Below are 26,979 nucleotides of genomic sequence, written 5' to 3'. Positions count from 1 at the left end.
ACGCAGTGTTTCACCAATTCCCAATTAATTAAACTTTCCCAAACCTTCTATCTCTTTGCTGATAGGCTAATAATGCTTTGCGAAATTCGCTGCGGTCGAAATCTGGCCACAATGTATCGGTGAAATATATTTCTGAATAAGCTGCTTGCCACAAGAGAAAATTGCTCAAGCGCATTTCTCCACTGGTGCGAATAATTAAATCCGGGTCGCAGTGTCTTGCAGTATAAAGATGATGTTCAAATGTCGCTTCATCAATTTCGTGGGGCTGTATTAATCCCTTATCTACCTTTTCGGCGATCGCCTGACAAGCTTGAATAATTTCTTGTCTGCCACCATAGTTAGTGGCAACATTAAAATCAATGCCGCGATTGTCTTTGGTTTCTTTCATCGAACGACCAATTTCTGCTTGCAAAGCACTTGGCAAAGCTTTTAAATTTCCAACAAAACCAATTCTGACGTTCTCTTTTAACATCTCCCGGAGTTCTTGACGTAAAACTCGCTGGAACAAAGTCATCAAAAAATCAACTTCTTCTTGCGGTCTACCCCAGTTTTCAGTAGAAAAAGCATAGACTGTTAAAACTTTTATTCCCCAATCTTTACAGCAACGAAGTAAATCCTTGAGAATATCAGTTCCCCGCTTGTGCCCCATAATCCGAGGCAAACCCCTACGTTTAGCCCATCGACCATTGCCATCCATGATTACCGCAACGTGATGCGGTAATAGCTCCCTCTCTAAATCGCTTGGCAAATATTCTAGATTTGTTGATTGTGCTGTCATTTTTTATCCCGAGAAGCGGTCGATGGTAAACCGAGTAAACGTGAAATTAATGCCATAGATTTACCACGAATTTGACGACCCAAACTAAGCAAACCAGGGGCTACAGCCTCGCGATCCACTGTAGGAGAAAATAAAGTCTCTAAGGAATCTCTCAACTTCGTGATTGTTAATGGTCTATTTAAAGTTCCCCTTTCCGCAAGAGAAATAGAACCTGTTTCTTCCGACACAACGACGCAAATACAATTTTCCACACGCTCAGTAATTCCCATAGCTGCTCGATGGCGCGTTCCCAACTGACGGGAAGCAGTACGTCCCGAAAGCGGTAAAATTATACCCGAAGATACAATCCGAGAACCACGTATCAATGTTGCACCATCATGCAAAAGAGTTTTTGGCTGAAAAATTGTTTGCAGTAGTTCCTTGGAAACTTCAGCATTCAACTTAACTCCCGGTACGGAAAAATCACGCTCGTCAATTGGACCCGTGGTTTCGATAATCACCAAAGCACCAATCCGGTTTTTTGAGAGTTCTCTAACCGCATCAACAATTTCATCAATTACACTATAGGATTTCGGCACCGCTAAACTCGAAGTCTGGAACAACTGCCGAAATTCACCACGCCCTAATTGTTCTAGAAAACGGCGGAACTCTGACTGAAGAGTTATCGCCATCGCTACAGCACAACCATACACCAGGCTTTGTAAAACAAAATTTAATAGTTGTAGCTGCAAGAAGCCACTAACAGCAGAAGCTAGCATCAATAGAATAAAACCCCGCACCATCCATAGAGTGCGACGTTCGCTGATTATTACTAGCATCATGTAAGTCAGCCCTAGCACTAACATGATATCCAGAGTCTTTAACAAGGGCTGCGACCATCCCAGGTTTGCCAGCCATTGTTTCCATAAATTCCCCATGACATCTGGATTACGCGCTTTGTTTGAAGGATATATTGCTCAAATTTTAAATAATATAGATGCCTTATGGGCAACTTCCCAGCATAGTAGCATGAAGTATGGAGCATAAACTTGATTTTTTTAGTCTTCATGCAACATACTACTTTGCCGACATTATACTTAATTACTCATTTTTCTTCAGTCTTTCTGGTAAGCAATCCTGACGAATCAAATCTTGATATGACTCGCGTTGCAGGATTAAACTTGCTTCACCATTACCAACTAAAACTGCTGCCGGTCGAGGCAAACGGTTGTAATTGGATGACATACTGTAATTATACGCACCCGTTCCCATTACTACGAGAATATCTCCCTCCGAAGTTGAAGGAAGTTGGGCATCTTTAATTAGAATATCTCCCGATTCGCAATGTTTACCAGCAATCGTGACTTGTTCGGTTAGTGGTGCCGACATTTTATTCGCTACCACTGCTCGATAAATTGACTCGTAAGTTATTGGACGCGGGTTGTCCGACATTCCTCCATCTACGGCAATGTATTTACGTATTCCGGGAATTTCTTTCGATGCACCAACACTATATGCAGTAACGCAGGTTGTACCAATCAAAGAACGTCCCGGTTCGCATAATATTTTTGGTAAGGAAATATTCGCCTCTCCACAAGCTTTTTCAACTACTTCGCAAATTGGCTTTACCCACTCTTCTATACTCGGTGGGTCATCGGATTCAATATATCTGATTCCTAAACCACCACCAACGTTTAATTCCGTAATTTCTATACCATAAGTAGCAGCTTTTTTCAACCATTCTACCATCAGAGCAGCTAAGTCTTGATGGGGTTGACGCTCAAAAATTTGCGAACCAATATGAGCGTGTACTCCAACACAATTAAGCGAAGCTTGATTTTTGATCGCAAAAGCAAATACATCATCAAGGGCGTTAGGATCGAAACCAAATTTACTATCTAATTGTCCCGTGCGGATGTAATCGTGGGTATGACAATCAATTCCAGGAGTTAGGCGTAGCATAATTCGGTACGGTGCATAACTCGAAAAACTATTTTCTTGAGCTAGTTCTACCAAAGTATTTAGTTCGTACCAGTTATCTACAACAATTGTGCAGCCGGATTCCACAGCAAAAATCAATTCATCCCGAGACTTGTTATTGCTATGAAGATAAATCTTATCGGCATCCGCACCAGCTGTAATCGCAGTATACAATTCGCCACCAGAAGCTACATCTATTCCCAAACCTTCAGATGCTACAATCGCGCATACAGCCAAACAATTCCAGGCTTTAGAAGCGTATAATACTTGGGATTCGCCTTTATAGTACTGCTTAAAACTATCGCGATACTGACAGCAAGCAGTTCGCAAGCTTTCTTCGTCTAGAATATATAGCGGAGAGCCAAACTGCTTTACCAGCGTCGTTACGTCACAACCCCCCACTTCTAAATTGTCATTTTGATTAACTTTTGCACTCAAAGGTAGAAGTGATTGATTTGGCGAAATGCCTTCCCTTTGATTGCTCGATAGTATATATTTACTGCCATTGGCTTGAATCCCAGCCGGGTGAGTCGATACCATAACGATACAAGTTATTTACGTTTACCTTAGGGCGACATTTGTCTCCCGTTACCCAGTGTACAAAGGGCGATGTACCATAACCAATAAAAGTGAACTTATTTGAGCTAAAAATTAAATCTCTGTCACAAGAACATCTATCTTTGATAGTGGAGCTAGATAAAACCTGCTTTAACGGCTTATGGTCTAAAGAAGCTTATCAAAGAGAACTTGATAGCCCAAACAGCGAGATACAAGGTTTATTTTCTCAGAAAACCGGCGAAAGGCTGTTAGGTATGGGCTGTTTTTGGTCAATATTAGAAGAAGCCCACATTACTATTTTGGCAATAGATCCTCAATATCATCGTCAAGGTATGGGTGCCGCTTTACTTTACTCTCTCCTCAACACCGCTCGCGATCGCAATTTGGAAAGAGCAACCTTAGAAGTAAGAGCTTCTAATCAAAGTGCAATTTCTTTATACGAAAAATTTGGCTTCAAAACAGCGGGGAGAAGAAGACGTTATTACAAAGATAATGGCGAAGATGCTTTAATTCTTTGGCTTAGCGGTATACATAAACCAGAATTTGCCCAAACTTTAGCCAACTGGGAAACTTTTGTTAACCAAGGCTTAAACAAATCTGGCTGGAAACGAGAACAGTATTCAGCAACCAGTAGCGAGTAATAAGCAGGGATTAACCAACTACCAATTACCAATTACCAATCCCCAATTCCCAATTCCCAATGCCCAATCCCCCATGCCCAATTCCCAATCCCCTTAAAATATGCTTAAAACTCATAAGTCTTAATAATTAAATAATATTTTATCTAACTATAAAGAATTTTTATAAAGTTCATAATCTTCTTGACGAAAATGCATAAAAATGATAATAGTGATGATTGGAAAATATGAGCGTAAAAGTGTCAATCTAAGTGTGTGCGGGTCGTAGTCAAGATAAATAGCATACTCAATTAAGCTCCTCAGTACAGTGACTACAAAAAAGTAGCAAATAATATGTAACTTCAATCTCGGAAGTGGGTTCCTGATATTTGGATGTCTAACAAGTTTCTGGCGGCACCCATAGAATTTGCCTGTGCTAAAATCAGCGTACCGGCACGACGCAGGCGATGGGAATAATGCCTTATGTTTGAACGCTTCACAGAAAAAGCCATCAAGGTAATAATGCTTGCTCAAGAAGAGGCTCGCCGTCTTGGGCATAATTTTGTTGGCACCGAACAGATTCTTTTAGGTCTGATTGGCGAGGGAACTGGCGTGGCGGCTAAGGTGCTCAAATCAATGGGCGTTAACCTTAAAGATGCCAGAATCGAGGTCGAAAAAATTATAGGTCGAGGCTCGGGCTTTGTTGCCGTGGAAATTCCGTTTACCCCACGGGCAAAGCGAGTTCTGGAACTATCTTTAGAAGAAGCTCGCCAGTTAGGACACAATTATATTGGTACCGAGCATTTGCTGTTGGGCTTAATCCGCGAAGGAGAAGGCGTAGCAGCAAGAGTACTCGAAAATCTTGGTGTTGACTTATCTAAAGTCAGAACCCAAGTTATTCGTATGCTTGGTGAAACCGCTGAAGTTACGGCTACCGGTCAATCTGGACGCAATAAAACTCCGACTCTGGATGAATTTGGTTCTAATTTGACCCAAATGGCATTAGATGGCAAGCTTGACCCCGTGGTTGGACGTGCTAAGGAGATTGAGCGAGTAATCCAAATTTTGGGTCGTCGTACAAAAAATAACCCTGTATTAATTGGTGAACCTGGTGTTGGTAAAACAGCTATTGCTGAAGGACTGGCACAGCGTATTGGAAACAAAGATGTTCCTGACATCTTAGAAGAAAAACGTGTAGTAACTCTTGATATTGGTTTGCTTGTTGCAGGTACCAAGTATCGGGGTGAATTTGAAGAACGCCTGAAAAAGATTATGGATGAAATCCGTCAGGCGGGAAATGTAATTTTAGTAATTGATGAAGTACACACCTTAATCGGTGCTGGTGCGGCAGAAGGCGCTATTGATGCAGCTAATATACTAAAACCTGCTTTAGCTCGTGGTGAATTGCAGTGTATCGGCGCAACAACGCTCGATGAATACCGCAAGCACATCGAACGAGATGCCGCCCTTGAGCGTCGTTTCCAACCAGTTATGGTAGGTGAACCTTCAGTAGATGAAACTATTGAAATTTTATACGGTTTACGCGACCGTTACGAACAACATCATAAATTAAAAATTTCTGATGAAGCGGTGTTAGCGGCGGCTAAATTATCCGACCGATATATTAGCGATCGCTACCTTCCAGATAAAGCAATTGATTTAATTGACGAAGCTGGTTCTCGGGTACGTTTGATTAACTCTCAGCTGCCACCCGCAGCCAAAGAGTTAGACAAGGAACTGCGTAAAATCCTCAAAGAGAAGGATGATGCAGTACGTTCCCAAGACTTTGACAAAGCTGGCGAACTTCGCGATCGCGAGATGGAAATCAAAGCAGAAATTCGCGCTATTGCTCAAAGCAAAGCCGGTACTTCTGGTGCTAATGGTGAAGAACCTGTAGTTACAGAGGAAGATATTGCCCATATCGTAGCTTCTTGGACTGGCGTTCCGGTGAACAAACTCACCGAATCCGAATCCGAGAAATTGCTGCATATGGAAGACACCTTGCACCAGCGTTTGATTGGTCAAGAAGATGCTGTAAAAGCAGTTTCCCGTGCTATTCGTCGCGCTCGCGTTGGTTTGAAGAATCCCAACCGACCAATTGCTAGCTTTGTCTTCTCCGGTCCTACTGGTGTAGGTAAAACTGAATTAGCTAAATCATTGGCATCTTACTTCTTCGGTTCGGAAGAAGCAATGATTCGTCTCGATATGTCCGAATTTATGGAGCGTCACACCGTCAGCAAGCTGATTGGTTCGCCTCCTGGTTATGTTGGATACAACGAAGGCGGTCAGCTAACTGAAGCTGTCAGACGCAGACCTTATACGGTAGTGCTATTCGACGAAATCGAAAAAGCGCACCCCGATGTATTTAATATGCTGCTTCAAATTCTTGAAGACGGTAGATTAACTGATGCTAAGGGACGTACTGTAGATTTCAAAAATACTTTGCTGATATTAACTTCTAATATCGGTTCTAAGGTAATTGAAAAAGGTGGCGGCGGAATCGGTTTCGAGTTTGCCGAAGATGCTAGCGAGTCTCAGTACAACCGCATTAAGTCTTTGGTTAACGAAGAACTCAAGCAGTACTTCCGTCCTGAATTCCTCAACCGTCTGGATGAAATTATCGTCTTCCGTCAGTTGAACCGTGAAGAGGTAATGTTGATTGCCGATATCATGCTCAAGGAAGTATTCGGACGACTCACCGAGAAAGGTATCAAACTAGAAGTAAGCGATCGCTTCAAAGAGCGATTGCTGCAAGAAGGTTATAACCCGAGTTACGGTGCAAGACCTTTACGTAGGGCAATTATGCGCTTGTTAGAGGATAGTCTGGCCGAAGAAATACTTTCCGGACGCATCGGTGAAGGTGATACAGCCATTGTTGACGTGGATGAAGGTGGAAATATCCTCGTTCATTCTCAAAAGACTGAGGAAGAAAGCGACAGCGGACAAGATGATGCTTTGCCTCAAGCTGTTGAAGGATAATTAAGTTTTAGGTAGTAGTTATCTAGAATTTTGAGAATTATTAAACGGTAGGGAATTAAGTTTCTCTACCGTTTTTTTGTTTTGAATCTACAGTAGTACTGCATTACTATCAAAGATTCAAATTGTTGATTTTTATAAACCGCAGAGGACGCAAAGAGCGCAAAGAAAAGAGGTGGAGAGAGATATTGATAATTTTAGGGTATGTCTTTTTAGGAGCAACGAATATCTTGTTCCTTTTCTCTGGGAAGGAATACAGTGAAAGGAGGCTCCGCCTGTCTTAAAAATACTTGAGGCAATTTTGGATCGTATTATGACTTTTAAATTGTGGAATCATCAATGATTTTTCCATCACACCAGATAGTATCCCGACATAGGCATTCGATGCAGGAGGTATTATCAAAGATTGCTCCTCTAAAATTGCTTCCTACAATAGAACACATAGCAAGTTCGGCGTTTGTAAAGTTAGCTTCTTCAAAAATCACATCAACTAAAGCTGTTTCTTGCAGCAACGCTCCTTGTAAATTAGCTAATCTAAAATTGGTTTTTACCAAAATAGAAAAAGATAAATTAGTCCATTTTAATGGACTTATGCTATTAGACTGGGACTTGCAGTCCCAGGTAGGTTGATAATGACCTTTGATTCAATTCTCTAACAAAAGATATTGAATCATACCTAACTCAAGTCGATAAAAACGATTTTAATTTTCCCTGAGTAAATAATAATCAGAAAATAAAAACGGGATATATGCTCAAAGAAGCTCGTGCTAAAAGAGTTTCTCAATACTTTCTTACAATTTATTTATTGCCAAATAGCTATAATTATTGAACTGTATTAAGCTGATAATTTCAAAATTTAGATTGAATAAAAGTATTTTTTGTAATTTAAGCTAGCTCATATCAGCAAAAACACAAGGTTTGACTACCACATCCGAATCAACTTGAATCAAAACCTTAGCTCCACAATCAAGAGGGCGATCGCGACTGTAAATCACTTCACAACTCCCATTTATTTTCACGTGATGAGCCTCAATCTTTCGCGAACCCGATCTAACAACAATTACAGGTTCATTAGTCCCATTATTACTATTACTTCTTATCTTGTGAGAATTTACGTGAATCAGAGTTGGTATCGAGCTTAATCTCTTTCGCCAAGTTCCTTTAGGACCTCGTTTACCAACTTTTACTTTAGGCATCCCCTTAAATAAAGGAATCTGCCAGAATCTACCAACTTTTTTTGCTCCGACAATTCTCCCTTCATAAAGCAACTGTCTGACTCGTTGAGCACAAATCTTCAGCAGTTGAGCCGCTTGGGTTGTTCCAACCATAACTCTATCACTAGGGTTTTTTAGCTAAATAACAATATACAGTATTTCCTTTCTCCAAAGAATAATCAAAAACGGTTAGAGGGATAAATTCGACTGCCAACAACGTCAGCAGATTTGAGATAAATTAAATATTGGCTCGCGTCATCGATTGAAATACTGTTCACTCGTTTTAAAGCAGCATGACAACAAAGTTACTGAATAATCGTTATCAAGTTATCCAGGTGTTAGGTGCTGGTGGGTTTGGCGAAACCTTTTTAGCTGAAGATACTCATCTTCCTTCTCGCCGACGTTGCGTTATTAAGCAACTCAAACCATTAGCAGACGAACCAAAAACCTATCAAAAGATTCAGCAAAAATTTGAACGAGAGGCAGCAACTTTAGAATTTCTCGGTGAAGGTAGCGAGCAAATTCCCAATCTTTTTGCCTATTTTTCGGAAGACGGTTTATTTTATTTAGTTCAAGAGTGGATTCAAGGAAAAACTTTAACGGATATTGTTGAAAATCAAGGATGTTTGAACGAACAAGCTGTGAGAGAAATTTTACTCAGTTTGCTACCGGTTTTAGAATACGTCCATTCAAAAGGAATAATTCACCGCGATATCAAACCCGATAATATAATCCTGCGTAGTTCTAATAAAAAACCTGTTTTAATTGACTTTGGTGCGGTAAAAGAAACCATTCGTACTGCAATCAATTCTTCGGGAAATCCCACGCAATCGATGGTGATTGGAACTCCAGGATATATGCCAATCGAACAGGCAATAGGGCGTGCGGTTTTCGCTACGGATATTTACAGTTTAGGCTTAACGGCAATTTACTTATTAACTGGGAAACATCCGCAAGAATTAGAAACTAATCCCCAAACTGGTAAAATCTTATGGGAAATTTACGCTCAAGAAATTTCTACTTCTTTAAAAACAGTAATTAACAAAGCAATTAATTCTAATATCGATAGTCGCTACAGCACGGCAAGCAAAATGCTTTATGCTTTGCAGTCAAATACACAAACTAATGCTACTCAACCTATATCAAATACTCTAAATACTCAAAACACTCAAAAAACAGTTGCAGTATCTCCCGCAGTAGGAATTCCCCAAAAACATATAAATTCAAATTCAAATTCAAATTCAAATTCTTCAACTTCCCCAAATTGGTTAAAACCCGGTTTAATTTTCGGTGGTTTACTTGGCGCTGGATTAATTGGAGGAATAGCGATCGCTAATTTCAATAACCAGCAACCAGAAGAAGAAATTGTAATTTCTCAAACTCCCCCACCACCTATTGATAATGATAATAGTGTAATTCCTTCTCCCAAGCCAACTTTGGGCAAAATCCAACCAACCGCAACCCCAGAAATTCAACCTCCACCACAACCACAAATTGCTCCACCACAACCGCAGCCAGAACAAATTATCCAACCTACACCAGAACCCATACCTGAAAATACACAACCGAAACCTATATTTACACCACAACCCCAACCGCAAATATTTTCTACTCCTACCCCTATCCCAACTGCTACACCTACTCCCATAGCTTCCACACCACCAAAAGCTGAAAAACCAGAGAATAATAATCCTGCAAACGTTAGTTTTCCCGTATTTCCTACAGGTAGCTCCGAAAGCAACGTCAAAGCAACTTTAGGGAAACCAACAAAAGTTTCCCGAGGTTTATGGAATACCAGAGCCTATCTTTATAAACTACAGCCAAATCAAGTAGACTTAGGTTTATTATTTGACCGACAATCTGGAAAACTACGACAAACAGAAGCTAGCTTAGCTCAATCTGTAGGAGCAAAGGCAATGCAAAACACTTTACAAGGAATGTTAAAAGGTAATATGAATGGCGACATTCAACAAGGATTGCAGCGAGTGTATCAGCGCCAAGCTAATAAATATTCTTTTCAAACCCGAAATTTAAAAGGAACAATACAACGCAATAACGAAGGTAGAGTTTACATTGCCGTTTGGGATGCGGATTTACATTAATGTGAATTGGAAATGGGAAGAATTTCACGAAATCTCGTTACAAGGTTCTACCTTGTAATGCATTTAAAAAGGCTCTGCCTTCTTTCTATAGTGTAGGCAGCAGCCCTGAGATATGGTTTCCCAGCCAGAGACTGGGAACCAGACAATATCCAGTTAATATTATTTAACAGATACTTTTGCACCAGCTTCTTCAAGCTGCTTCTTAGCATCTTCAGCGGCTTCTTTAGCCATAGCTTCTTTGATTGCTTTAGGCGCAGATTCTACCATTTCTTTTGCTTCTTTCAAACCTAAACCGGTGATACCGCGTACAACCTTAAGAATCGCAATCTTCTTATCAGCAGGTACGTCTTCAAGTACTACGTCAAATTCAGTCTTCTCTTCTTCAGGCTCAGCAGCAGCACCACCAGCGGCTCCAGGCATCATTCCAGGCATCATCACCATGCCACCACCACCAGAAGCGGAAGCATCTACCTGAAATACTTCTTCAATTTGCTTAACCAATTCGGAAGCTTCAAGCAAGCTCAAAGTCTTCAAGCTTTCCATGATTTCATCAGTTTTTGCAGACATAATTCTACTCCTGTTGTTACTGTTGTTGTAATTGTTATTTTCTTATTTCGATTCGTAGTCAGGGCTTCAGCCTTTACTACAAACCCAAAATTCTAGGAATCCCCAGAATCTCCACCATCTTCTTTCTGGGATACTGCTTGAAGAGCGCGTGCCAAAGAATTTGGTACTTCGTTGATACCAGTTGCCAATTTTGTAGGTACTTGGTTGACTCCTACTGCCAATCTGGTGGCAACTGCATTTATACCACCAGCAATGCGAGCCATAAGCTCTTGCTTGGAAGGCAATTCCTTAAGTGCTTTAACTTCATCTACAGTTAATGCCTGCCCTTCAAGCACTCCACCACGGATTTTTGTTTTCTTGGTGGCTTTCTGGAAATCTTCGTAAGCCTTAATAGCGTCTTTTAATTCTTCTTCAACCAGCAAGAAGACAGAAGAATCCTGAAGATACTGCGTCATTGGCTGCCATTGAGTATCTTCCTCAACAGCAATACGCATCAAGGTATTTTTGGTTCTTTTACAAACCGTACCAGTAGGACGCATTTTATTACGCAAATCGGTAATTTGCGATACGCTTAAACCTTCATAGTCAATTACTATCGCTAAGGAAGATTTATTTAAAAGTTCTTTGAGATCGGCGACTATCTCTTTTTTATTCGCTAGGGTTCTACCCATCTCATATCACCTCCTTTCCGTTTTTATCGACCTTTAAAACAACAAAACCCTGACTGTAAAAGCCAGGGTTTATCCAAGATTTATCTAGGTTTTGATATCTACAAAAACGTTTCTCTACGCTTTTACAAATAAATCTCTTTTGCCGTCTGTCATCTCACTACTGGAGGTGAAAAAGCAAAGCAAATGATGAGTAAACCTAGGCAGGAAATTAAGCTTTTATTAAAACACCTGCTGTCTCTGGCTGTTAATTATTCAGTTAAGAGTTAAGAATTAAAGGATTATTCTGGAATTAAAATAAATTCCTATCCTAGTTAGTCCGACTCGCCGGACTTTAATTGTGTAGCAGCAAATTAAATTCACCACTTCACTAAAATTCATAACTCACAAATCATAACTCAAAATGAGTTAAAGTCAACTATTATTTTTTCGAGTTGCTGTTAAATGGCTTAAGCCATCTTAATATCGCGTAAAGCGTTGGTATCAACCCGAATTGATGGCCCCATCGTGGCGGATACGTAAACAGTACGCCAGTAGCGACCTTTTGCTCCCGAAGGACGGTTACGGTCAATGCTTTCCTGTAACGCCTTCAAATTTACTAATAAATCTTCTGGAGTGAAAGAAACCTTACCAAACATAACATGAACAATGCCAGTACGGTCGGCTCGGAATTCTAATTTACCAGCTTTAAATTCTTCAATTGCTGCGGCTAAGTCGGTTGTTACGGTTCCACCTTTAGGAGACGGCATCAAACCACGAGGACCTAATAATTTACCAAGTTTTGCTACCTGTGGCATTACGTCGGGAGTCGCAATCAACTTGTCGAAATCCATTCTTCCTTGCTGAATTTCGGTAATTAATTCTTCCGAACCTACTACATCAGCACCGGCATTTGTCGCTTCTGCAACTTTCTCACCCCGTGCAATTACTGCCACTCTAATAGTTTGTCCGGTTCCTTTTGGCAGTACTACCGTTGTCCGCAACTGCTGGTCTGTATACTTGGGATCGATTCCCAAACGAATATGCGCTTCAGCAGCTTCGGGAAATTTTGCTGTTGCTGTCTCCTTGAGCAAACTCAATGCTTCTATCGGTTCGTAGTCTTTATCTTCGACTTTCTCAAGCAGCGTCTTCATGCGACGCGATAATTTATTTTTTGCCATTTTTTACTCCAGGGGTAATTAGCGAGATTCATTCTCTCCCCCAATAAATTTCTATTAGTTGTTAGCGGTTAGTGGTTAGTTGCTATTAGTTAGCGATCGCTCAATCAGTGAAATCAGTGAAATCCATTTAATCCGTGATAGTTGTTAGTTGTTAATTGATAACTCATAACTCCTAACTCATAACTCATAACTGAATTAGTCACTTACCGTCACACCCATATTGCGAGCGGTACCCGCAATAATTTTCATCGCCGCTTCAATATCGTTGGCGTTCAAATCGGGCATTTTTGTTTCAGCGATTTCTCGCAATTGGTCTTTTGTTATGGAACCAACTTTAACTTTTTGTGGTTCGGCCGAACCTTTGTCAATTTTGGCTGCTTTAGTAATTAACACCGACGCAGGAGGAGTTTTTAAGATAAATGTAAAACTCCGGTCTTCAAAAACCGAAATTTCGACAGGAATCACCATTCCAGCTTTATCGGCTGTTTTGGCGTTGTACTCCTTACAGAACATCATGATGTTAACACCGTGCTGACCTAAAGCAGGTCCCACTGGCGGTGCTGGGTTAGCTTTCCCTGCTTGCAGAGCCAGTTTAATAATCGCTGTTACTTTCTTCGCCATTGCTTACTAGCTTTGTTTCTCTACTTGATTAAATTCCAATTCTACTGGCGTTTCTCTTCCGAAAATCGAAAGCGATGCTTTAAGCTTGCTTCTTTCCGGACTGACTTCGATAACTTCACCTTCAAAATCTTTAAATGGACCTGAAAGCACGACTATCTTATCACCAGTAGCCATGTCAACCTTGACTACTTCCTGTTGTTCGGTAGCTTGCTTAAAGATTCTTTCTACTTCACTATGAGAAAGTGGCAGCGGTTTCACATGACCGCGACCTCTACCAGTACCTCGCTTTTGTTCTGCGCCTACGAAGTTGATTACATGGGGAGTGTTTCGCACTACCTGCCATATATCATCTTCCATTTGCATTTTTACCAGTACATAGCCAGGAAATACCTTTTCTTCTGTACTGTAGCGACTGCCATCTTTACGAATCTTGACTGTTGGCGTGTGCGGAATTTCTACTTGGATAATTTTATCAGCGACATCAAAAGTTTGAATACGCTGCTCCAAGTTTGTTTTTACACGCTTCTCGCAGCCAGAGGCTACTTGTACTGCATACCAACGAGATGACTTAACGCCATTATTTGATGGTGCATCTGTTTCCTCTGACTGCAACGGCGAATTACGATCTTCGTCTGTTGCAGAATTCATTTGAATATCACTGTTGCTGCCCAAGCAAAGAATTTATCTACAAAAAATATTACTGTAGCGGAAAGGGATACCATCAACAGCACGGCTGCGGATTCACTGACGAGCTGTTTTCGACTTGGCCAAACGACTTTCTCAAACTCTTCTCTAGTTCCTTTAAAGAAGTTGCCTAGACTAAACCCGCTATCTAATTCTTGCATTTGTGCTTCGTTTTTTTTGGCCACGGTATGAACCTCTCCCCTATCCTTACATTGTTGTTACACCGAAGGTTTCCCTCCATTAATAGTAACAGCTTTAAATTTGAGCATTATTTATAATTCAGATATATAAAGCTGCTATAAAAATAAAATCAACCCGAAACTATCAGTTACTACTGACATTGCAGTAACTACTGCAAAGCTTCCGGGCTGCACTTTATTTTTGAGCGCGCCCTGGAGGACTCGAACCCCCGACATCAGGTTTTGGAGACCTGCGTTCTACCAACTGAACTAAGAGCGCACAAGCTTTTTGATGACTTGTTTAAATCAGTCTTAATTTATTTTAACTCAATTATGTCATTTAAGATCCATTTTTTATGGAAATTTACCAACGGTCGCCGAAAAGGCAGGGCTAGCATCGAGATTTTTCTTTCTTCCGAGCCTAGAATGCCGCTCAGTTTGGGGAAAGATTTCTTTTCCCCAACTTGACTGGCTATCTTCGCAGCTTGCCCTGAGGACATAAGAAGACACCGCTTTTGGTAAATGCTGTTTCATTGGGAGCGGACAATTCGTAACCTTACAAAGAACGGTCAAAGCGTTGCTGAATCCGGGTAGCTTTACCGACGCGGTTGCGGAGATAGTAAAGTTTAGCGCGGCGTACTTTACCGCGACGCATTACTTTAATATTGTCGATTCGGGGGGAATGTAAAAGAAAAACTCTTTCTACACCAACACCTTGAAACACTTTGCGAACTGTAATAGTTTCGTTAATTCCACCATTACGCATAGAAATCACAACTCCTTCGTAGGGTTGTACGCGAAACTTTTCGCCTTCTTTGATTTTGACTCCAACTCTTACGGTATCGCCCACGTAAATTACTGGTAGGTCGGTTTTTAGTTGTTCCGATTCTATATCGCGGATTATTTGCTGTACGTTCATTTCAAATTCTCTACTTTGTTTGCAAGCCCGATATTAAAGTTCGGGATAAGAAACGACCTGCCGATTTTGATGCCGATCGCTATGGGTTGTGTTCAAATCTCACGATCGCTAATAATAAATCAATATCGATGATTTAGTCCACTAATTTAAAATCATTATTTGAGATATTGCAAGATTTTTATGTATGAAGCAGAATTTATTTTTATGTTCGGTAGTTCGTGGGGCTGTATTTAGAGTATTAAGTGTATGAAATTTAGCGTTGTGATTGCAACCTATAACCGTTTAGATTTACTCAAACGAGCAATTAATTCTGCCCTTAATCAAACTCTTGAGTGCGAAGTGATAGTTGCTGATGATTGTTCTTCTGATGGGACTTGTGAGTATGTAAAAAATTTTCGGAAACAGCTACCAGCACAGCAACAGCAGCGATTAGTTTACACTTGTAACAATTCTAATTCCGGTCATGCTGCTACGGTAAATGCTGGGATCGCGTTAGCTCAAGGTGAGTGGATTAAATTTTTAGATGATGACGATTATCTAGCTCCTAATTGTCTTGAGGAAATGCAAAAGGCGATCGCGCTTTGTGGGAATGCGGTCATCTGCTCCTGTGTTGCGGCTCAAGTGGATGAATTGGAGGTCGAAGTTAGACGTACACCAACTTTAGGTCCTGGTAAAGCCTTTTATATTCCTCAAGCAGATATTCATTTCGGGATGCTTTTGGAAAGACTACCATTTGGTACGCCGGTTCAGGTTGCTTGCACTCGCGAAGCTTTCTTAAAAAGTGGTGGATGGGATATTAGATTGAGTGGCTGCGATGATATTGATTCTTGGATTCGCATTGCTCAGTTTGGAGATGCTATCTTCATCAATGAATGCTTGGCTTATCGAACAATTTGGTCTGGAGGATACGACCAAAAAATCTTTCTCAAAAAACGTTTGAGTACGAATATTTCCATGAAGGAAAAGATTTATGCTTTGGTTGACGAACAGCACCGCTCTCAAATTCCAGCTTTTGATGACATCAAAAGCTACCTGAAACTACATTGGGCTTTAGTTGCCCTCAAGCAGAAGAAGATAAAAAATTTCCTCAAGCTTGCAGATACTTCTGTTTTATCTTTAACTGCTTGGAGGCTTCTACTAGCTTCAGCTTTAGCGCGTCGTGGCACTTTAGACAGCCCTAATTTGCGAAAAATTGTTTTGATTGAATCAGTTAAAAAAAAACTGAATTTCTTTGATGCTATTTATAACTATTTAATCAACAATTATTCCTGACGGGGAATCATTATTGATGAAACAGTTTTTAATTAAGCTTTTGACTATCTAGTATCGCTTTAGCTGGAATATTTATGATATCTGTAAGGATGGGTAATGAATTCAAGAAAGTATTTTAATCCTTAGCCCTATGTTAAGTAATTATCTCAACCTGATTATTTTTAAACCGCAAGCTGTCTGTGAGGTCTATACTACGATTATTTGTATTTATCCTCTTTAGTTATATAGTTTAATCGCATATCAGCTTATTCATGATTTTTCCTTGTATAAATATAAATATGCTAAAAGATATATTTTCCTAAGTTTATAAAGTTGAAGTAAAGCATTTCTAGGGATAAAAATTAAGCATAAGTATGATTCTATTTGCTCAATAATCGAATATTTTGGCAATATAATCAGATGTTTGCTGAATGCCAGCAGTATTGTATCTTAATAAAAAACATACAAGTATCTATATTCACTATTAAAGTATTAGTAAAATCTCTGAGATGATTATTTGCTATATAAAGAAATACACTTAAAATAATCTCAGATATTTACTCCCAGTTCGCTGTATATTAATGAAAATCCTACATGTTTTAAACGATGTTCGTGAAATAGGTAACGGCATTGTCAATGTTGCTGTAGATATTGCTTGCTTGCAAGCTAAAAATGGTCACGATGTTGCTGTGGCTTCTGATGGTGGAGAATATTCCATACTGTTAAGCAAATATGGCGTTAAGCATTATCACCTAAATCAAAGAAGAACACCGTTGAATATTTTAAAAGCAGGAATGATTTATAGGAGGATTATCACAGATTTTCAGCCAGATATCGTTCATGCTCATATGATGACAGGAATAGTATTAGCGAGTCTTTTAAAAGTTATAAATAATTATGGTTTAGTTTCAACGGTACATAACGAATTTAAGCGCGAAAGTATATTAATGGGTTTAGCCGATCGGGTAATTGCTGTCAGCCAAGCTGTTGCCCAAAGTATGGCAAACAAAGGCGTGGCATCCCAAAAGTTACGGGTTATCTGCAATGGAACTTTAGGGAGTCCCCGCAAGCCTGAAGAAGAGCAAGGGCAATACTTGCAGTTACCGCACCCAGCAATTGTAACTGTGGCGGGGATGTATCAACGTAAAGGTATTGCTGACTTGATTGACGCTTTTGATAGAATTGCTGACTTATTTCCCCAGTATCATCTTTATATTGTAGGAAATGGCCCGGACAAAGAAGTTTTTGAGGCACAAGCAAAAAAGTTAAATACTGCAAATCGCATTCATTTTGAAGGTTATCAACCGCAGCCGCAACGTTATTTAAACTCTTGTGATGTTTTTATTTTAGCTTCTTTGCGCGACCCCTGCCCGTTAGTAATTTCTGAAGCACGTCAAGCAGGCTGTGCAATTATTGCTACTAATGTTGATGGGATTCCCGAAGCTTTGGATTATGGCAAGGCTGGGCTTTTGGTACCGGTAAACGATAGTCAGGCTTTAGCAGATACCCTTGCAAAATTGCTTAATGATTCAACTACTTTGAAGGATTGGAAAAATAGAGCCAGTCAAAATATAGAGCGTTTGCATGTTAACCGAGTGCATCAAGAAACGTTGGCTGTTTATCAAGAGTTAGCACAAGTTCAAATTAAAAATCCTCAAATCTCTCTGGGGATTGGTAATAGGTAATAACAATTTGTGATAGCTCGGGGTTATATAGTAAGTTCTCAACCGAACTTTTTATAACCCTTAGAAACATCCCATTTTGAAAAATAGTTCAAGATTTTAATAAATAAAAACAAACATAATGAATTTTTGATTGCCCATTATCTACTACCAATTACCAATTACCAATTACCAATTCTCACAGAAATGATATTACTTCCCAGCAAACAAATCGTGTAGGGAAATATAAAAACAAGGAATAATAAATAAAGTCACTGCTGTTGCTAAAGATAAACCTGAAAAAACGACAACGCCTAAAGGCTGTAAGAATTCCGAACCTTCACCAATTCCCAACGCCAAGGGAAACATTCCCAAAACTGTGGTGATTGTAGTCATTAATATGGGACGCAATCTTTGCGGTGCGGCTTTTAATATGGCTGTCGCGCGATCGCTGTTTTGGCTTTGACGAATTTGATTTGCTAATTCCACCATCACAATAGCGTTATTAACTACAATTCCTACGAGTAAAACTGCACCAACTATCACCGTTGCACCGATAGCTGTTTGAGTAATATAAAGACCGAAAATACCCCCAGCTAAAGCGAGAGGCATGGTAAACATAATAACCAAGGGGTCAACAAGGGAATTATATTGTACTGCCATAACTACAAAGACTAAAAACACGGCTAATCCCCCCAACAACCACAGGGAATTTTGTAATTGCTGATTGGATTGAGCGCTATAACTAGGTAAAACGCGCACCCCTGAAGGTAATTCCAAATTTTCGATAACGTTATTAACTTGAGCTAAGGCTTGACTTAAATTTGCTCCTTCACTCAAATTACCGGCAATAATAAATACTTGACGCTGATTTATGCGTTGAATTTCTCCCGGTGCCTTATCTTTAACAATACTTGCCACATCACTCAAACGCACTTGATAATTATCATTAACAAATAAAGGCAGTCTTTCCAGTTGTGAAGTTGTTTGCACGGATGCTTCATCCAACTGCACTCGTACATCTACTAAACGATTACCTCGCTGCAATTGAGTGGGGATACTTCCTTGAATCGCCGTAGCGATGGTATCTCCAATATCTTCAGTTGTTAAACGTAGCGCTGCGACTCTGAGCCAATCGGGACGAATTTGAATTTCCGGTTGCGGTTTATCGGCATCGGGACGAAATCTCGCAGATTTTACTTGTTCGTCTAAAGCTTCAAGTACCTGCTCGCCAGCTTTTTCTAAAATTTCTTGGTTTTCCCCTTGCAGAATAATATCGATATCGGCACCACGCACTGGTGAATTATTTAGAATTAAACCCCGCACTCTACCGGGGAAAAGACGCAGACGAATTCCGGCTAAATTCAGCTTGTTAAATTCTTGATTTACTTTCTCTACATAAGCTTCTATATCCGTACCCGATTTTAAAGTAATATTGCTAGAACTTCTTAAAGGATTTTCTATAGTAGTGCTGCTGAATATAAAACCACCGACAGTTGAAAATACATATTCAGTTTCGGGCTGTTTGAGAAGAATATCGTCAACAGCAACCATTACTTTCTGATTAGTTTCTAAAGTTGTACCGGGAGGAAAAGAAGCGAATAAAATAGCCCTGCCGGTATTAATCCGGGGTAAAATCTCTTTGGGTATTTGCGGTATCATCCACAAACAACTACCGCTGAGAAACAGAATCGTTACAACAATAGTCAGCAACCGAAACTGGACTATATTACGCAAAAAATTGCCGTATGCTCTTGTGGCTGCCTCAAAACGATGATTAAATTCTTTGATAAACCAAAGTTGATTAACCTTACTAGAATAACGCCATGCCAGCATCCTGGAAGTCATCATCGGCACCACAGTCACCGCAATTAATATAGAAGCCGCTACCGCAAAGCTGATAGTAAGAATTAATTCGTTAAATAGCAGCGAAATCAATCCACCAACTAGTAAAAACGGTAATACTACAACTAAGTTAGTACTGGTAGAAGCAATTAAAGCAGATTCAACTTCCCGACTGCTTTCTTCAGCTTGCTTTAAAAAATTGGGCATTGGAGATGGGGCATCGGGCATTGGAGTTAAATAGTTAGGAGTTAATAGTGAGGAGTTAGGAGTTAAGGATTCTAAATTATCTCCTTGTATCCTTGTTTCCCCATGCCCCATCCCCAATTCCCCATTCCCAAAATTCATGCCTTTGGCAATATTCTCCAGCATGACGATGGAGTTATCTACGACGATACCAACTCCTAATGCCAAACCACCCAAACTAAAAACATTTAAGGATAAACCAAATACCCCCATTAAAATAATTGCAGCTAAAGTTGCCAAAGGAATTGCAATTACGATAATAAAAGTTTGTCTGAGCGAGCCTAAAAATAGTAATACCGCGATCGCAGCTAGTAAAGTACCAATTAATCCCGATGCAGTCACGTTATTTATGGAATTACGGATAAATTGCGATTCATCTAAAGTTGTTGTCAAAAGAGTTGCTTCGGGGATAATTCCGGATTTTTTAAGTTCTGCAATTTGTTTTTTAACCCCATCAACAACACTTATAGTATTAGCATCGGGCTGTTTCTGAATGCTGATTTTGACTGCTGGCTGCTTGTTTAACAAAACGGAAATTCTTTGTCGCTCCGTATCATCAATAACTCTGGCAAAGTTTCGCAGGTAAATAGTTTGAGAAATATCGCCGTTAGGAGAATTTACCCCAAAAGCCAGATTTCTAATTTCTTCAGCATTTTGAAAACGTCCAACTGTACGAGTCAAAGCTTCGGAATTCTCTCCTAAAATTCTTCCCCCAGAAATATCCTGATTGCGATTTCTTAATTCATCGAGTACGTCACTCAAACCTATACCCAAAGCCTGCAACCTATTTAAATCGACGTTTATTCTTATTTCTTCCTCAACTCCACCGGAAACATCAACCCCCGCAACTCCTGCTACTACCCCTAACTCTCTTCCTAATTCTTCTTCTGCAAATACTCTTAAATCAACTCCCTGCTTTGAAGGTGAAGTTAAAGCGAATTCATAAACTGGTGATTGAGAAGGATCGAACTTAAATATGCGCGGCGATTCAATAGTATCTGGTAGTCTACCTCTAGCCCGATTAAATGCCGCAGTGGTATCGTTAAGGGCTTGGTCGATATTTCCCCCCGGTTGAAAATATAAATTTAAGCTAATTCTGCCTTCACGAGTTTGGGTATAAACCTGTATGACTCCTTCGGTGGCAGCAAAAGCTGATTCTAAGGGTTTAGTAACTTCGTCAATCGCTACTTCTGGAGAAACTCCAGGGATTTCTACCCGCACGCCAATACGTGGATAGGTAATTGATGGTAGTAAATCTACTGGCAATCTAACAATAAAAAACACACCTAAAACAATCACTGCCAAGGTTAACATGAGAGTGCCGATGTGTCTGCGGATGGAAATTGTGCTGATAGACATAGAAATTGGAGAGGGGGAAGAGGGGGGAGAGGGGGAAGAGGGGGAGAGGAGCTATTAATCTACTACTTACTACTCATCCCTACTCGCTACTTATAACTGCTGACTGCTCACTGCTCACTGTTCACTGTTTCCGAAAGAATGGACAAACGTACATTTTCACCGTCTTTTAAAGGTTTGCTACTTCTGACTACATAGGATTCTCCCGGCTGCAATCCCGATAAAATTTCTACTTTCCCGTCTGCTTTTTTCCCTAATGTGACGCTTCTGACTTTTACTTTATTCTTATTACCATCTTCTACAACAGTAAATATTTTACCTTGAAGATTTGAACCTAATTTATCTTCTGTTTGAATTGCTCTGAATGGTACGACAATTTGCTGATTAGCTGTATTCTGAAAGTTGGCTCTTGCTAATAAACCACTACCAATTTTATTCTCAACATTGGGAATTACTACTTCTACAGGTATTAAACGAGCCGTTGAATTTGCTGCTGGAGAAATGCGTTTTAAAGTACCTATATATTCTTGGTTGGGAAAAGCATCTAATAAAACTTCTACGGATTGTCCAACTTCAAGTTTTCCTAACTCTAACTCTGAAACTTGAATTTCTATTTTTACCTTACTAAAATCGCCTATCTTAATAATTTCATTACCGGGTTGAACTAAGTTACCCGGTTCAATAATTTTTTCTAAAACTACACCTGCAATTGGAGATGTTAATTTAGCGTAACTTTTACGTTCTTTTGCTTGAGCCACTACCGCTTGCTGTGCGACTACTCTTCCTTTGGCAGCAGCGACTGCTTGACGCTCTGTTTGCACTCTTTTTTCTGCTAAACGCAGCGCTTTTGCTGCTGTTTGAGCTTCGGTACGGCTTTGTTCGGCTATTTGTTGAGCAATTGCGCCTTCAGAAAGCAACTTTTGCTGTCTTTGAGCATCCGATTGAGCTTGCTGCAATTGCAATCGCGCTCTTTCTACTTCTGTCAAAGCGTTACTAACTTGAGTATTTGCTCTGGCTACTTCTGAATTTAGGGCTGCAAGTTCCGCTTCTGCTTGATTTAACGAACTATTGAGCAAGGAATCATCAATTAATCCGATAATATAACCTTTAGAAACCATTACCCCTACGTCTACATTCAACGCTAATAACTGCCCTTCTATTTGCGATCGCACCGATATTTTGCGGTATGGCAGGGTGGTTCCGATATAAGATATTTGCTTGTCTAATTGTGCTTTTTTAGCAATAGCTGTATCTACGGCAGTTGCACCACCACGACGCTTAGATGTGGCTTGAGCGGTTTCTTTGGGTGCTGAATCACAACCTGCAATTAATAAACTAATAGTTAAAGGAAACGCACAGAAAATTGAGCTAGAACGTAATAAATTTTTCTTAGTTTTTATTAATAACTGGCTTGTAAATATATTTATTTTTTCACAAACATCTTGGGAAGTTCTACTATCTTTTTGAATAGACTTTTTCGCAATCTTGAAATGCTGTCTTTGATTGTACATTATTTCCTAATTTATAATTTAACTCGACCTGCATTCCTGATTCACAAAAACTTGTAAACCACCGTAGTAGTAATAAAAAAATACATGACTGCCTATACAAATAAAAAATGATTCAAAAGTCATGCATAATTAAGCAGGAAATTCTACCTACATAATCTCAAACACCAGCAAATCAAATACAAATATTTTCCGTTAAAAAATATATTTCTATACTTTTATAAGATTCACCTGCACATTCTTTTATACACCAGATGTAATTATAAACCGAGTATTAGGTAGTTAATCTTTTCTTGAACCTATAATCTGCCTAAAGATATAAAATTCTCGTCTTCTAACAACCTACATTCACGAAAGATCAAAGGGTAACTATAAATTGAACCTAAATCCCCTGGAAGACTACAAAGATAATTCTCTAGCAACATTTAAATGCGCTACACTGTATCCTACATATCAGTATTTTACAAAATATAAAGTTAACCTTAAGAGATGTAACATAATCTGGTATTTACAGTCTACATAGTGTAATTACTTCCAACTGAATGAGGAAATCAACCAGTGACATCTGTAAAAAAACTGATACAAATAGCTGAATCTAGCTTTATTACTGATTTTTTTCGGGAATCAGTTGGTGAATGGAGTTCCGAGCGGCGCTTCTACACTTTGCCGGATGGAGAAATCAAAGAATTTGAAAGCGCGATCGCAGTTAAATTTTTAGAAGCGGGATGCGATGAATTACTGCGTCTGGCTCAGATACATGGCTTATCTAATCAAGAAAGCTTGATTTGCGGTACGCAAGTGACTTGGGAAAGCACCAATACGGTGACTGGTAAAAAACAATCCCAAGGTTCGACTTTATTCGGCGCTTTAGGAAATAGACTGTATCGCGACTTCGGTTACGACACATCCAAACCAGTTACAGCTGAGTACTATTTACCAAATGCTAAAACTTTATGTTTGCATACCGAGTATAACGATTTGGTGTTTGAGGAGGAGTTAAAGTTGATTGGAGACAAATACCGTACTCGTCAAACAGTGAGAACTTGTGCTGGGGAACAGACGATGATTGGACAAGCTTTGGAAACGCGAATTGAAGGATGAAGAGTGAAAAATTGTCAATAGTGTCAATCCAAGCTTTAACTTTATCTAAAATATTCCCTTGGATAGGTTAAAGTTTGTATTGTTCGTTGCTATCTAAAATTGCCACTGTGGAGAGCTTGAATTCAACACCATTTCTGATAATTTTAATCTTTCTTGTTTTACAAACATTATTTAACTTAGCTGTGCGAATCCTATTGATCGTAGGTTCGTTTATCGTTGTGAGACGGGTGTCTAAGTGGTACAGTTGGTGCTTGCTGATTGGTAGTAGTATGTTTTTAGTCTGCTACATACCATCTGCTGCAATATTTTCTTTCGTTTTAGCGAGAAATTTCAGTCCACAGCAGTACGCTCAGTTTTCAATGCTGCTACAACTACTCACAAACTTATCATTACTTATATTTGGAGTTGGTTTTATTGCATTCAGTCGTCAATTCAATCGTAATCAATCGCGTCGTTAAAAAAAACCGAAGTCGCATATTGACATTTAATTAATTCCTGTCTATCATATATATGAAACGAGAAAGTTGTCGGCTATATTAATTTTAATTATTGAACCGCCGAACATAAATTTACTTACAATTGAATATTCTATATTTAACCTAAAAGTGTTGCACTGTTAGGTTTATTTTGCTATATATATACAGGGATTCAAGATATTAGGTAGATAAAACCGGCGACTTTCTCGTTTACCGTTGCTGATTTTCTACCTTATTAACCGCTGCACAGATGATTGAAGGAGGAAATTTTGCCTTTGTTAATAATTATCAAACTCGCATCCTATAGAGGTAGAGACGCTCATTAAATAGATTCTACCATTGTGGGCTGAAAAATTGCTGTAAGTGTTGCGATCGCTTGAAAGTCAACACATCATTTTCTGCTGAAAAATTACTTATTACCAATTCGTTCAAAATTATTAAGGTCAGAGAATGATTAATCAAATAGCCTTTGTAATCTTATTTCTCTACGTTCGTTCATCTGAATTCTCAAAATACCCCAAATTTGATTATGGAAAAAGAGAGTCAAAACCTGATGATGAATTAAATATAGATAAAGTAAATCGAAAACAGCAAGAAAGTTTTTTGGAGAAACAGCATCAAGTAGAGGCTAAATACTTTTTAGAAAGACGAACATTTTTGTAAGGGCATATATACTTTTTTCAACAGTGATGATGATGTCGGGTTACTCAAAGAGTAGCCCGATCTATTGATAATATTACTATTGTTAACATTCGTATTCCCACCTCGAAAATTAAAAATACTGCCTAAAAATGCAGTACTATTCGATTTCTAACTAGAAAATATTTGTTCGTATCTTAGCTAAATAGTGAATATATATTATAGCTCCATCAGCTACAACACTTTCATAAACTTTTGTTAAAAATCTTCCAAATTTTGCATAAATAAGCTTGTTCATAAGTAGTAAACATTAGAAGAAGCTTGAATTTATCTTGTAAATTAGGAAAGAGAATGATTAATGTTTTAGTTAAAGATGAAAATCCTGAAACCAAAAACCTTTTAATCAAGTGCTTGGAAACAGCAGGATTTAAGATTATTAGCAAACAAAATGGTCTGATTAGGTTTCAGTTTGCAGATAGAGAATTTTATACCACCACTGAAACTAAAAAATCAAATACTTCTAGATTTTTATTTCCATCTATTCCCCGGCTGCATCAAGTTTTTGATTTTATTGAACTGAACTATCATCAAAATATTGGACTAAAAGAAGTAGCCCAAGCAGTCGGTTATTCCTCGGCTTACTTAACGAACTTAGTGCGAAGACTTACCGGGAAAACTGTGAATAATTGGATTATCGAACGTCGAATAGCCGAAGCAAGACGCTTGCTTTTAGAAACTGACCTTTCTATTGAACGGATTGCTTTTGATATAGGCTATCAAAATATGAATCATTTCTACTGTCAGTTTCGTAATTACTATAAAAATACTCCCGGTGCCTGGAGAGAAACACAAAGATTAGTAGCTTACAAGCAAATATTAAACTGATAGGACTAAACATTCCTAATAGATAGAGTTAAAAATATCAAATTGCTGACACTATACCCGTTTTCTGTTGTCTGCTGGCTTTTTCGGACTATTATAATAGTATATTAAGTAGTGTAAAGCCATTTTAAATCAAATTATAAAACAGTAAATAAGATAAATTGACGATGTTTTGAGTCATTGCAGTAGTGATTGTGAGAGCAGTTATTACTGCTTTTTTCGGATAATAAACTTTACAAATAACACAAAAATCGTCATCGAATATAAATGCTCAACATCTACAAATAATTAACTATATTTTCTTTTAACTCCTATAAATAGTTAATAATCAATCTTATAAGTAAAGGATACATTAGGTTTAAGAAATAAAGCAATGTTTGGTAAGAAAGCTAAACCTGACTTTAATTCATTTCAATTCTATGTTTATAAGGTGAACCAGATGAATTTAAAAACAAAAAGAAGAAGTATAGTCGGTGTTGTGTTAGGTGGTGCAGCTTTAGCTTCGATGTTAGGAGGAATGATATTTGCTGATAGCGCGGTTGCACAAAAATCATCTCTAAAAAGACATAGACGCTGCTACACCTATACTCTTTTAAACAGAACAAATCGCGGAATTGATTACAATGTCGGCAGAAGAAAAGCTTACATACCCGCGAAAGGAATACGTCGTTTGCGTCGTTGTTTCCGTCGCCGTAGGGTATATCATCCAGTAGTTAAATTCGACAGAATTATTGGTAGTGGATACAAATTAACCAGAGTCAGATTAAGACCTGGAAGAAATGGTTTTGACCGTAAAGGTAGAATATTAATTTTAACAACTGGTACTGTTGCTAACGGACCTGTTCCTAATAGTCTTCCCGTTCCTAACAGAGTAAATTTAGACTAAGGCGTGAAAAATTACCCAGTTGCTATGCTGAGTTGAAAAAGTTAAATGAATAGTGCATTATCGTTTTCCGATGATGTACTGCCCAAATACCAAGAAAGCAACTATTGTATTGGAAACATCTTTTTTTAG

Annotated in this window: 25 protein-coding genes, 1 tRNA gene and 1 other annotated feature; of the genes, 10 read left to right on the top strand and 16 right to left on the bottom strand. The window is 39.0% G+C overall.

Translation table 11 applies throughout. The annotated features are described in order from the left end of the window. Positions 1-28: 28 nt before the first annotated feature. From RIV7116_RS04135 to lysA, 3 genes are all read right to left on the bottom strand, one after another. A complete protein-coding gene (locus tag RIV7116_RS04135) occupies positions 29-778 on the bottom strand; it encodes an isoprenyl transferase (RefSeq protein WP_015117008.1) in 750 nt (249 codons plus the stop codon). Further along, the gene (gene cdaA, locus RIV7116_RS04130) at positions 775-1,695 is read right to left on the bottom strand and encodes a diadenylate cyclase CdaA (RefSeq protein ID WP_015117007.1); all 921 of its coding nucleotides are present in this window, start codon (positions 1,693-1,695) and stop codon (positions 775-777) included. The genes RIV7116_RS04135 and cdaA overlap by 4 nt, the downstream gene beginning before the upstream one ends. Positions 1,696-1,858: 163 nt before the next feature. Beyond that, positions 1,859-3,277: a diaminopimelate decarboxylase gene (gene lysA / locus RIV7116_RS04125; protein WP_015117006.1), complete on the bottom strand. Its 1,419-nt coding sequence runs from the start codon at positions 3,275-3,277 to the stop codon at positions 1,859-1,861. A gap of 89 nt (positions 3,278-3,366) precedes the next feature. Between lysA and rimI the strand changes: the two genes are divergently transcribed. Beyond that, positions 3,367-3,936, top strand: coding sequence for a ribosomal protein S18-alanine N-acetyltransferase (rimI, locus tag RIV7116_RS04120; protein WP_015117005.1), 570 nt, complete (start codon positions 3,367-3,369; stop codon positions 3,934-3,936). A gap of 338 nt (positions 3,937-4,274) precedes the next feature. Here rimI and RIV7116_RS35675 read toward each other — a convergent pair whose 3' ends face one another. Continuing rightward, complete coding sequence (locus RIV7116_RS35675; RefSeq protein WP_157229250.1) at positions 4,275-4,412, bottom strand: hypothetical protein; 138 nt, start codon at positions 4,410-4,412, stop codon at positions 4,275-4,277. Here RIV7116_RS35675 and RIV7116_RS04115 point away from each other — a divergent pair. Next, positions 4,396-6,891 (top strand): ATP-dependent Clp protease ATP-binding subunit, encoded by a 2,496-nt coding sequence (locus RIV7116_RS04115; protein WP_015117004.1) that lies wholly within the window; start codon positions 4,396-4,398, stop codon positions 6,889-6,891. The genes RIV7116_RS35675 and RIV7116_RS04115 overlap by 17 nt on opposite strands. Before the next feature lie 317 nt (positions 6,892-7,208). Here the strand turns inward: RIV7116_RS04115 and RIV7116_RS34690 are convergent, their stop codons facing one another. Together RIV7116_RS34690 and RIV7116_RS04105 are read right to left on the bottom strand one after the other, a co-directional pair. Continuing rightward, a complete protein-coding gene (locus RIV7116_RS34690; RefSeq protein WP_256380841.1) occupies positions 7,209-7,481 on the bottom strand; it encodes a pentapeptide repeat-containing protein in 273 nt (90 codons plus the stop codon). Positions 7,482-7,778: 297 nt separating this feature from the next. After that, the gene (locus RIV7116_RS04105) at positions 7,779-8,216 is read right to left on the bottom strand and encodes a helix-turn-helix domain-containing protein (RefSeq protein ID WP_015117003.1); all 438 of its coding nucleotides are present in this window, start codon (positions 8,214-8,216) and stop codon (positions 7,779-7,781) included. A gap of 179 nt (positions 8,217-8,395) precedes the next feature. Between RIV7116_RS04105 and RIV7116_RS04100 the strand changes: the two genes are divergently transcribed. After that, a complete protein-coding gene (locus RIV7116_RS04100) occupies positions 8,396-10,204 on the top strand; it encodes a serine/threonine-protein kinase (protein WP_015117002.1) in 1,809 nt (602 codons plus the stop codon). A 159-nt stretch (positions 10,205-10,363) separates the two neighbouring features. On the opposite strand, the gene rplL is transcribed toward RIV7116_RS04100, so the two are convergent. From rplL to rplS, 8 genes are all read right to left on the bottom strand, one after another. Beyond that, positions 10,364-10,771: a 50S ribosomal protein L7/L12 gene (gene rplL, locus RIV7116_RS04095; RefSeq protein ID WP_015117001.1), complete on the bottom strand. Its 408-nt coding sequence runs from the start codon at positions 10,769-10,771 to the stop codon at positions 10,364-10,366. A gap of 92 nt (positions 10,772-10,863) precedes the next feature. Beyond that, positions 10,864-11,442 carry a 50S ribosomal protein L10 gene (gene rplJ, locus RIV7116_RS04090; protein ID WP_015117000.1) on the bottom strand — a complete coding sequence of 193 codons (579 nt, stop codon included), beginning with the start codon at positions 11,440-11,442 and terminating at the stop codon, positions 10,864-10,866. Between the two features lie 32 nt (positions 11,443-11,474). Continuing rightward, positions 11,475-11,701, bottom strand: a sequence feature (ribosomal protein L10 leader region). Positions 11,702-11,888: 187 nt separating this feature from the next. Continuing rightward, entirely contained in the window at positions 11,889-12,599 is a 711-nt protein-coding gene (gene rplA / locus RIV7116_RS04085) for a 50S ribosomal protein L1 (RefSeq protein ID WP_015116999.1), read from the bottom strand. A gap of 195 nt (positions 12,600-12,794) precedes the next feature. Then, positions 12,795-13,220, bottom strand: a complete 426-nt coding sequence (gene rplK, locus RIV7116_RS04080; RefSeq protein WP_015116998.1) for a 50S ribosomal protein L11 — start codon at positions 13,218-13,220, stop codon at positions 12,795-12,797. A gap of 6 nt (positions 13,221-13,226) precedes the next feature. After that, positions 13,227-13,868, bottom strand: coding sequence for a transcription termination/antitermination protein NusG (gene nusG, locus RIV7116_RS04075; protein ID WP_015116997.1), 642 nt, complete (start codon positions 13,866-13,868; stop codon positions 13,227-13,229). Further along, positions 13,865-14,089, bottom strand: coding sequence for a preprotein translocase subunit SecE (secE, locus tag RIV7116_RS04070; RefSeq protein ID WP_015116996.1), 225 nt, complete (start codon positions 14,087-14,089; stop codon positions 13,865-13,867). The genes nusG and secE overlap by 4 nt, the downstream gene beginning before the upstream one ends. A gap of 201 nt (positions 14,090-14,290) precedes the next feature. Continuing rightward, a tRNA-Trp gene (locus tag RIV7116_RS04065) sits at positions 14,291-14,363 on the bottom strand. A 276-nt stretch (positions 14,364-14,639) separates the two neighbouring features. Then, positions 14,640-15,002, bottom strand: coding sequence for a 50S ribosomal protein L19 (rplS, locus tag RIV7116_RS04055; RefSeq protein WP_015116995.1), 363 nt, complete (start codon positions 15,000-15,002; stop codon positions 14,640-14,642). A gap of 246 nt (positions 15,003-15,248) precedes the next feature. On the opposite strand from rplS, the gene RIV7116_RS04050 reads away from it, so the two are divergent. Next, on the top strand, positions 15,249-16,274 hold the full coding sequence (locus RIV7116_RS04050; protein WP_015116994.1) for a glycosyltransferase family 2 protein: 1,026 nt from the start codon (positions 15,249-15,251) through the stop codon (positions 16,272-16,274). Positions 16,275-16,834: 560 nt separating this feature from the next. Then, entirely contained in the window at positions 16,835-17,938 is a 1,104-nt protein-coding gene (locus tag RIV7116_RS04045) for a glycosyltransferase family 4 protein (RefSeq protein WP_015116993.1), read from the top strand. Between the two features lie 189 nt (positions 17,939-18,127). On the opposite strand, the gene RIV7116_RS04040 is transcribed toward RIV7116_RS04045, so the two are convergent. After that, positions 18,128-21,361 (bottom strand): efflux RND transporter permease subunit, encoded by a 3,234-nt coding sequence (locus RIV7116_RS04040; RefSeq protein WP_015116992.1) that lies wholly within the window; start codon positions 21,359-21,361, stop codon positions 18,128-18,130. Between the two features lie 107 nt (positions 21,362-21,468). Further along, positions 21,469-22,869 (bottom strand): efflux RND transporter periplasmic adaptor subunit, encoded by a 1,401-nt coding sequence (locus tag RIV7116_RS04035; protein WP_015116991.1) that lies wholly within the window; start codon positions 22,867-22,869, stop codon positions 21,469-21,471. A gap of 555 nt (positions 22,870-23,424) precedes the next feature. On the opposite strand from RIV7116_RS04035, the gene RIV7116_RS04030 reads away from it, so the two are divergent. From RIV7116_RS04030 to RIV7116_RS04015, 5 genes are all read left to right on the top strand, one after another. Beyond that, entirely contained in the window at positions 23,425-23,967 is a 543-nt protein-coding gene (locus RIV7116_RS04030; protein ID WP_015116990.1) for a phycobiliprotein lyase, read from the top strand. A 227-nt stretch (positions 23,968-24,194) separates the two neighbouring features. After that, complete coding sequence (locus RIV7116_RS35670) at positions 24,195-24,425, top strand: hypothetical protein (RefSeq protein ID WP_157229249.1); 231 nt, start codon at positions 24,195-24,197, stop codon at positions 24,423-24,425. A 468-nt stretch (positions 24,426-24,893) separates the two neighbouring features. After that, positions 24,894-25,106: a hypothetical protein gene (locus tag RIV7116_RS04025; protein ID WP_015116989.1), complete on the top strand. Its 213-nt coding sequence runs from the start codon at positions 24,894-24,896 to the stop codon at positions 25,104-25,106. Positions 25,107-25,433: 327 nt separating this feature from the next. Next, positions 25,434-25,967 (top strand): AraC family transcriptional regulator, encoded by a 534-nt coding sequence (locus tag RIV7116_RS04020; protein ID WP_015116988.1) that lies wholly within the window; start codon positions 25,434-25,436, stop codon positions 25,965-25,967. Between the two features lie 436 nt (positions 25,968-26,403). After that, on the top strand, positions 26,404-26,850 hold the full coding sequence (locus RIV7116_RS04015; RefSeq protein WP_157229248.1) for a hypothetical protein: 447 nt from the start codon (positions 26,404-26,406) through the stop codon (positions 26,848-26,850). Positions 26,851-26,979 lie beyond the last annotated feature (129 nt).

It is taken from the genome of Rivularia sp. PCC 7116 (genome assembly GCF_000316665.1).
Classification (GTDB): domain Bacteria; phylum Cyanobacteriota; class Cyanobacteriia; order Cyanobacteriales; family Nostocaceae; genus Rivularia.
The sequence above is the reverse complement of the archived record's forward strand: the minus strand, read 5'-3'. Positions and strand labels throughout refer to the sequence as shown.